The 7,551-nt window shown below is 65.1% G+C and carries 9 protein-coding genes, 1 tRNA gene and 2 pseudogenes; 4 read left to right on the top strand and 8 right to left on the bottom strand.

The window, feature by feature from the left end; translation table 11 throughout:
• The 4 genes and pseudogenes from JCM19049_RS05820 to JCM19049_RS05810 form a co-directional block, all read left to right on the top strand.
• A partial coding sequence (locus JCM19049_RS05820; protein WP_279402555.1) for a DNA polymerase III subunit delta' C-terminal domain-containing protein occupies positions 1–401 on the top strand: 401 nt, incomplete at its 5' end.
• Between the two features lie 66 nt (positions 402–467).
• Positions 468–1,568, top strand: coding sequence for an alpha/beta fold hydrolase (locus JCM19049_RS05815; protein WP_054821097.1), 1,101 nt, complete (start codon positions 468–470; stop codon positions 1,566–1,568).
• A gap of 105 nt (positions 1,569–1,673) precedes the next feature.
• A pseudogene (locus JCM19049_RS18890) lies at positions 1,674–1,948 on the top strand (alpha/beta hydrolase).
• A gap of 78 nt (positions 1,949–2,026) precedes the next feature.
• Positions 2,027–2,098 (top strand) — tRNA-Thr (locus JCM19049_RS05810).
• A 197-nt stretch (positions 2,099–2,295) separates the two neighbouring features.
• Here the strand turns inward: JCM19049_RS05810 and JCM19049_RS05805 are convergent.
• The 8 genes and pseudogenes from JCM19049_RS05805 to JCM19049_RS05775 form a co-directional block, all read right to left on the bottom strand.
• Positions 2,296–2,655: a hypothetical protein gene (locus tag JCM19049_RS05805; protein ID WP_054821096.1), complete on the bottom strand. Its 360-nt coding sequence runs from the start codon at positions 2,653–2,655 to the stop codon at positions 2,296–2,298.
• A 142-nt stretch (positions 2,656–2,797) separates the two neighbouring features.
• Positions 2,798–3,640, bottom strand: a complete 843-nt coding sequence (locus tag JCM19049_RS05800) for an aldo/keto reductase (protein WP_054821095.1) — start codon at positions 3,638–3,640, stop codon at positions 2,798–2,800.
• 48 nt (positions 3,641–3,688) lie between these two features.
• On the bottom strand, positions 3,689–3,820 hold the full coding sequence (locus JCM19049_RS18880) for a hypothetical protein (RefSeq protein WP_279402554.1): 132 nt from the start codon (positions 3,818–3,820) through the stop codon (positions 3,689–3,691).
• The gene (locus JCM19049_RS18875) at positions 3,808–4,080 is read right to left on the bottom strand and encodes a hypothetical protein (protein WP_279402553.1); all 273 of its coding nucleotides are present in this window, start codon (positions 4,078–4,080) and stop codon (positions 3,808–3,810) included. The genes JCM19049_RS18880 and JCM19049_RS18875 overlap by 13 nt, the downstream gene beginning before the upstream one ends.
• A gap of 204 nt (positions 4,081–4,284) precedes the next feature.
• Positions 4,285–4,473 (bottom strand): YbdD/YjiX family protein, encoded by a 189-nt coding sequence (locus JCM19049_RS05790; RefSeq protein ID WP_054821094.1) that lies wholly within the window; start codon positions 4,471–4,473, stop codon positions 4,285–4,287.
• A gap of 11 nt (positions 4,474–4,484) precedes the next feature.
• Positions 4,485–6,720: pseudogene (locus JCM19049_RS05785) on the bottom strand (carbon starvation CstA family protein).
• Positions 6,721–6,840: 120 nt separating this feature from the next.
• Entirely contained in the window at positions 6,841–7,068 is a 228-nt protein-coding gene (locus tag JCM19049_RS05780) for a zinc-binding dehydrogenase (RefSeq protein WP_054821093.1), read from the bottom strand.
• The gene (locus tag JCM19049_RS05775; RefSeq protein ID WP_054821092.1) at positions 7,068–7,442 is read right to left on the bottom strand and encodes a zinc-binding dehydrogenase; all 375 of its coding nucleotides are present in this window, start codon (positions 7,440–7,442) and stop codon (positions 7,068–7,070) included. Before JCM19049_RS05775 ends, JCM19049_RS05780 begins: the two co-directional genes overlap by 1 nt.
• Positions 7,443–7,551 lie beyond the last annotated feature (109 nt).

Below are 7,551 nucleotides of genomic sequence, written 5' to 3'. Positions count from 1 at the left end.
GCGCCTCACTGGCCGAACGCACCGCGGCGCTGCGCCACGCGAACGGGCTGGGCGAGGAGGAAACCATCCCGCCGGGCCTGCGGGGGGCCTTCAAGCAGCTGGAGGAGGACGCCAAGCGCTTCTCCCGCCGCGCCACCTTCGATTCTTTGGACCGCACCCTGATCGACCTGACCACTTTTTTCCGTGACGTGCTCACCCTGCAGCTGGGCACCCGGGTGGAGCTGATCAATGAGCACCGGCGCAAAGAGATCAGCGCCTACGCCGCCGCCCAGCCCAGCGAGAAAACCCTCGCCCAGATCGACGCGATCAACGAAACCCGCCGCCGCCTGGCCGCCAACGTCACCCCGCTGCTGGCCCTGGAGGCGCTGATGTCCACCCTGCTGCAACCGGTCCGACGATAGTTTTCCAGCGCTGCGGCGCTCACCAACCAAGGAGCGACACGTGTCCGTACGTCCACGCCACCGCCGGTGGTCCCCGCCGCGGCCTTCAGCGCGGTGCTCGCACTGCTGGTCAGCGGCTGCTCGGCCCCCACGGAACAACGCGCCGAACCGGAGCCGGTGGCCCAGGGGCTGCAGAGCTACTACGAGCAGCAGCTGCAGTGGGAAAAGTGCGGCAGCGTCATCGAATGCGCCACCCTGAAGGTGCCGCTGGACTATGAGAACCCGCAGGATGGCTCCATCGACCTGGCGCTGAACCGCCGCGTCGCCCAGGGCAGCGAAAAGAACCTGCTGGTCAATCCCGGCGGCCCGGGCGGCTCGGGGCTGGACCTGGTCAAGTCCTCGGTGCCGCTGATGTTCAGCAAGGAACTGCAGCGCGAATACAACGTCATCGGCTTCGACCCGCGAGGGGTGGGCAAGAGCACCCCGGTCACCTGCCTGGACGACGCTGAACAGGACGAACTGCGCCAGCAGAACCAGCGCAGCTGGGTCCCCGCCGAACGCGAGGAAATCCGCGCCGAATCCAAGAAGTACGCCGACTCCTGCCTGGAAAAGACCGGTGAGCTGCTTGGCCACGTGGATACCGCCAGCGCGGCGAAGGACATGGACATCATCCGCGAGGCCCTGGGTGATGAGCAGCTGGACTACCTGGGCTTCTCGTACGGCACCTTCCTCGGCGCCACCTACGCCGACCTGTTCCCGGGGCACGCCGGGCGGATGGTGCTGGATGGGGCCATGGATCCAAAGAGCACCTCCAGCCAGGTGGACCTGGCCCAGGCGGTCGGCTTCGAAAAGGAAATCGAGGCCTGGCTGGAAGACTGCGTGGAAAGCGGGGACTGCCCGTTCACCGGCACCGCGGAGGACGCCTACAAGCAGTTGCAGGACTTCTTCAAGAAGCTTGAGGCCAAGCCCATGGTGGCCAGCGACGGGCGCAAGGTACCGGTCATCGACTTCATCAACGGCTTCATCATCCGCTCTACGAGTCAACCTCCTGGCCGATGCTCAGCTCGGCGATGGCCGACGCGTTGGAGGGCGACGTGGATCAGATCCAGTACTTCGCCGACCTGTCCGCCGGCCGCGACGAGGAGGGGAACTATACGGGCAACACCACCGAGGCCTTCGGCGCGGTGACCTGCCTAGACTACCCGATGGACGCGGCCGAGGCGCGGATGGAGCCGAAGCCAGCGAACTGCAGCGTCAGGCTCCCATCATGGGCAAGTACCTCTCCTACGGTGCCTGGGGTGTGAGGATTGGCCGTTCGAGCCGACCCGGGTTCCCGGCGAACTGCATGCCGACGGCGCCGGGGACATTCTGGTGATCGGAACCACCGGCGACCCGGCCACCCCGTACCACTGGTCGGAATCACTGGCCAAGCAGCTGCAGGGTGGGGTGCTGCTGACGTATGAGGCCACGGCCACACCGCCTACGGCCGCTCGAATGACTGTGTGACCCAAGCCGTGGACGGGTACCTGATTGAGGGACAGGTTCCCGAAGACGGAACCAAATGCTAGGACGCGGCCAGCCGCCCTCGCGTTTTGACGAGCCAAGAGCGACTCGGATAAAGTGACTTGGTGCCCTAGTGGCACTTGGCCTCCTTAGCTCAGGGGTAGAGCAGCTCCCTCGTAAAGAGCAGGTCGCCGGTTCAAATCCGGCAGGGGGCTCGGCCAGACGCCTTGTCAGAATCGCCAGCGATTGTGACAAGGGCGTTTTTCATACCCGCAAGCTACGCCGACGCCGCCGGTGGCCGATTCGGGGAGCGACGGATAACGCCGGATGATGCCGGGTTCGGATCAACCAGCCAAGACCAGGCCGATCTTTGTGAGGTTCTGCGCTGGATCGGCGTCCGGTTCCGGCTGCGTCAGGTACTGCTCCCAGGCCACCTCGCGGGGTTCAGCCCCTGCTCCAGCACCCATTGGCGCAGATGGGCGTGCGCTGCTGCCAACTGTTCGTAGTCGCCCTGCACCACCAGGGTGGCCGTACGGGCGGCCGGCAGGATTGCGCCCACCACGGGTTGCACGGAACCCAGCGGGGCATCCAGCGGCAACGCCACGGCCAAGTCAATCAGGTGGCCGGGGGTGCCGTAGGTAATACCCAGCGGGGCGCCCACCAGCCGGCGGCCGCTGTCCTGCAACGCGGCAAACAATTGGGGAAAACTGGCGTCATAGAACGCCCTAATCTCGTCAAACCCCAGGGTCTTGCGGATCAGCGCCAAATGCACCAGCGGTGATCCTCGATGACGGGCTCGGGGAACTGCTCTGCGCTCATATTCGCTCCATCTGCGTCGGCGAAAGGACAACGCCAGTCTAGAGCGCAGCGGCTGGCCCCACCAGAGGCAGGGCCAGCGCCGTGCCACGCGGGTTCTAGGCGAAGTCGGCGGTTGCCGGATCCGAGGCGATCCGCCCTTCGGCCCCGCGGTCCAGGCCGGCGATCTTTTCCAGGTCCTCGGCGTCCAGGTTCACACCCAGCGCCGCGAAGTTCTCAACGATCCGCGATTCGGTGACCGACTTGGGGATCACCACGTTGCCCAAGGCCAGGTGCCAGGCGATGACGACCTGGGCGGTACTGGCCGCGTGCTTCTCGGCAATCTCAACGAGCACCGGGTCCTTGAGCAGCTCGCCGCCCTGTCCCAGCGGCGACCAGGATTCGTGGATGATCCCGTGTTCCTTCTCGTAGGCGCGCAGTTCATGCTGCGGGAAGTACGGGTGGGTTTCGACCTGGTTGATCACCGGGCGGACACCGGTGGCTTCATGCAGCTCCTCGAGCGCCTCAATGGTGAAGTTGGCGACGCCGATGGAGCGGGCCCGGCCCGATTCCTTCAACTGGACCAGGGCCTTCCAGGTATCCACGTACAGTTGGCGCTTGGGCTGCAGCCAGTGGATCAGGTACAGGTCCACGTAGTCGGTGCCCAGCTTCTGCAGCGAGGCATCAAAGGCGGCCAGGGTCTTGTCGTAGCCCTGCTCGGAGTTCCAGACCTTGGTGGTGATGAACAGCTCCGGGCGTTCCAGCCCGCTCTCTGCGATCGCGCGGCCCACTCCTGCCTCGTTGCCGTAGATCGCAGCGGTGTCGATGTGCCGGTAACCGGCCTTCAATGCCGCGGCGAGCACCGGCGCAACCTGCTCATCGGGAATCTGCCAGACACCGAAGCCCAGCTGGTCAATGGAATTTCCGTCCAGGAACGTGACTTGTGGAACTTGTCTACTCATGTTCCCAATCTAGTGTGCGCACCGGGTGCGGGGAAACCGAAAAACGGGTCAGTCGCGCACTTTTTCCAGGGCCGCCTCAGCGGCCTGGACTCCTTCGATAACGATTTGCACGCGGGTGCGCACCGCGAAGTTGCTGACATCGCTGCCGGCTTCGGCCTGCAGCCGAGTCATCGCCAGCACCTGGCACTGGTGGCCAGGTCATTGGCGGCCTTGGTCAGGGCTCGGTGCACGTCAAAGGTGCGTTCGGGCACGAATTCCTCTTCACTGGGAGTCAGCTTCTGGGCCTGGGTGCACACCACGCGCACCCGCGGCTGCAGGTCGGCCAGTTCATTGGCGCAGGCCATCAGCTGGTTGTGCAGCTCGTCGTTGCCGATTCCCTCCACCACCTGGAACACCCGGTCCAGCGAACGGTTGAACCGGTCGTGGGCGCGACGCCACACCCCCTGCCCGAGGTCGCGGTTGGCGGCGCGGGTTTGGCGCAGCGGGAAAAGAAAGCCATGAGCTAATGGTTGCCTTCCTGTGCTCTGGTACCGGTTTAAGAGTACCGGGATTCGCAGACCAGCCCACCACCGGCAGTGGCCGCCGCATCCTTGATAGATGCGACGGCCACTGCCCGCTGCGATTAGGGTGCCCGGACCGGGTTCCTAACAGCAGCGTCCCTGCGGGTTGCGCTCCTGCCAGTCGGTGTAGTCCTTCCAGAACTCCCGTTCGTTCATCGGTTCCTCGCCCGGATGCTGGCGCCGGTGGTGTTCCAGGTAGTGCTGGTACTTGTCGGCGCCCAACACCCCGTCGACGAACTTCTTGGCCTTGGACAGGCCCTGGACGAATCCCATGTTCCCCTCCCCTAGTGCCCCGCGGCGGGGGTGGTGCCGGTGGCCTCGTGGTAGTCCTTCCACTTCGCCTCCAGTTCCTTCTCCGCCGGCAGGGAGACAATGCCCTGCGGCGCATAGATCTTGGATTCCACGTACGGGTCCTCGGTATCATCGGCCGCGTTGAGGTTCCGGCACGCACGGTGGCGATGATCGCGGCTACGATCACGATGACCGAAAGCAGCAGGAACGCCACCGAGAGCCAGCCCTGCACTCCGGTGTTGCGCACGACCGCCTCCATGGCCTCCACGCTCTTGGTGCTGCCCAGGCTGGTTTCCCCGTTGGCCAGCGCTTCCTTGTAGGCGTTGTGGTTGGCGAAGTAGCCGACCTTCACGTCGGTGGAGAAGATCTTCTGCCAGCTGGCAACGAACGTGATCACGACGGTGAACGCCAGCGGCAGCACGACCACCCAGAGGTGCTTGAAGTTCCCGCGCTTGGCCACGATGGTCATCACGATCGCCAGGGCGATCGCCGCCAGCAGCTGGTTGGAGATGCCAAACAGCGGGAAGAACGTGTTGATCCCGCCCAGCGGGTCGGTGACCCCGAGGATCAGGATGTACCCCCAGCCGGCGACCATGATCGCGGTACAAAGCCACGCCCCGGGACGCCACGAGGTGTCCTTGAACTTCGGGACGAAGTTGCCGATGGTGTCCTGCAGCATGAAGCGGGCCACACGGGTTCCGGCGTCCACCGCGGTGAGGATGAACAGGGCCTCGAACATGATCGCGAAGTGGTACCAGAAGCCCATCATCGCGGTCCCGCCGAACCACTGGTGCATGATCGTGGCAATGCCCACCGCCAGGGTCGGGGCGCCGCCGGTGCGTGAAACCACCGACTCCTCCCCGACGTGGTTGGCCAGGTCGGTCAGCGTCCCGGGCTCCAGATGCACCCCGGAAAGCCCCAGCGAATTCACGAACGCCACCGCGGTTTCCACGGTGCCGCCGGTGGCGGCGGAGGAGGCGTTCATGGCGAAGTAGATGCCGCGGTCGATGGAGATCGCGGCGACCAGGGCCATGATGGCCACGAAGGATTCCACCAGCATGCCGCCGTAGCCCAGGAAGCGGGTCTGCTTTTCCTTCTCCACCAGCTTCGGGGTGGTGCCCGAGGAGATCAGGGCGTGGAACCCGGAGAGCGCGCCACAGGCAATGGTGACGAACAGGAACGGGAACAGGCTGCCGGCCACCACCGGCCCATCGGAGCGGGAGGCGAATTCGGACACCGCCGGGACGTTGATTTCCGGGCGCACCACAATGATCGCGATCGCCAGCAGGGCGATCACACCGATCTTCATGAAGGTGGACAGGTAGTCGCGCGGGGCCAGCAGCAGCCAGACCGGAAGGATCGCGGCGATGAAGCCGTAGATGATGATGGCCCAGGCGATGGTGGTGCGTTCCATGTGGAAGAACTCGGCGCCCCACTGGGTTTCGGCGATCCAGCGTCCGGAGATGATGGCGAACATCAGCAGCACGAAACCGATGATGGACACTTCCAGCACCTTGCCCGGGCGGATGAAGCGCAGGTAGATGCCCATGAACAGGGCGATCGGAATGGTCAGGCCCACCGAGTAGACGCCCCAGGCCGATTCACCCAGCGCGTTGACCACGACCAGCGCCAGGATGGCGACGATGATGATCATGATGGCCAGGGTGGCGATCAGGCGGCGGTGCCGCCGATGACGCCGAGTTCCTCGCGGGCCATCTGGCCCAGTGAGCGGCCGCCGCGGCGCATGGAGAAGAACAGCACCAGGTAGTCCTGCACCGCTCCGGCCAGCACCACGCCGACGATGATCCAGATGGTTCCGGGCAGGTAGCCCATCTGCGCGGCGAGCACCGGGCCGACCAGCGGACCGGCGCCGGCGATCGCGGCAAAGTGGTGGCCAAAGAGCACCCGGCGGTCGGTGGGCACGAAGTCCCGGCCGTTGTTCAAGTATTCGGCCGGGGTGGCGCGGTGGTCATCGGGTTTGGCGATCTTGCGTTCGATGAACTTGGCGTAGAAGCGGTAGGCAATCAGGTAGGTGGCCACCGCGGCGAACACGAACCAGATGGCGTTGATGGTCTCGCCGCGGGAGAAGGCCAGGACGGACCATGCCACGGCCCCCAGCAGCGCGATCGCCACCCAGATAATGATCCGCGTCGGGGTCCAGCGGTTCTCCTCGCGCTCGGCCACTTGCGGATCGACCGCTGCCGGCGGCAATGTATGACTGCGACTCATGGCAACTTACCTTTCGAGAGGGTGCGGTGATGATGTGCCCCGTGATCTGGGTGACCCCATGCTATGAAGCGGGTCACCCAGATGTAAACAAATCCACACTACTCCCACCGGGCCGCTGGCCTAGTGCAGCGTTACGACAATCTTTCCCTTGTGCTCTCCGGAGTCGAAGTACTCGTGGGCGGCGGCCAGCTCGTCAAAACCAAAGCTGCGCTCCACATTCAGTTCCAGTGACCGGTCCTGCAGCAGTGGGGTGAGTCGCTGGACGGTGCGGTGCACGATGCCGGCCTTCTCCTCCAGCGGTCGGGAACGCAGCGTGGTGGCAATGATGCGCAGCCGCTTGGAGAGCATCAGCCCAGGTCGGCTTCGGCCTTGCGCCCACCCTGCAGCCCAATGATCACCAGCCGTCCGCCCACGGCGAGCGCCTTGAGGTTCATGGCCAGGTACTTCGCGCCCACTACGTCCAGGATGAGATCCACCCCGGTGTCCTCGGTCAGTTCCTTGACCCGGGTGAGCACATCCTCGGTGGCGTAGTTGATTCCCGCATCCGCACCCAGTTCGGTGCAGTAGGCCAGTTTTTGGGCGCTGGAGGCGGTGACCAGCACCCGTGCCCCCGCCGCCTTGGCCAGCTGGATCGCCATGGAGCCGATGCCGCCGGCGCCGCCGTGGATCAGGATGGTCTGCCCGGAGCGTAGTTCGCCCTGGTCGAAGATGTTCGAGACCACGGTCGAGGCGACCTCCGGCAGCCGGCGGCCTGGCTCAGGTCCATGTCCTGGGGAACCGGGAAAAGCACCTCGGCCGGTGCGGTGACGTATTCGGCGTAGCCTCCGGAGG

The sequence above is a fragment of the Arthrobacter sp. JCM 19049 genome (assembly GCF_001310435.1).
This window is presented reverse-complemented; position numbering and strand designations above follow the sequence as displayed.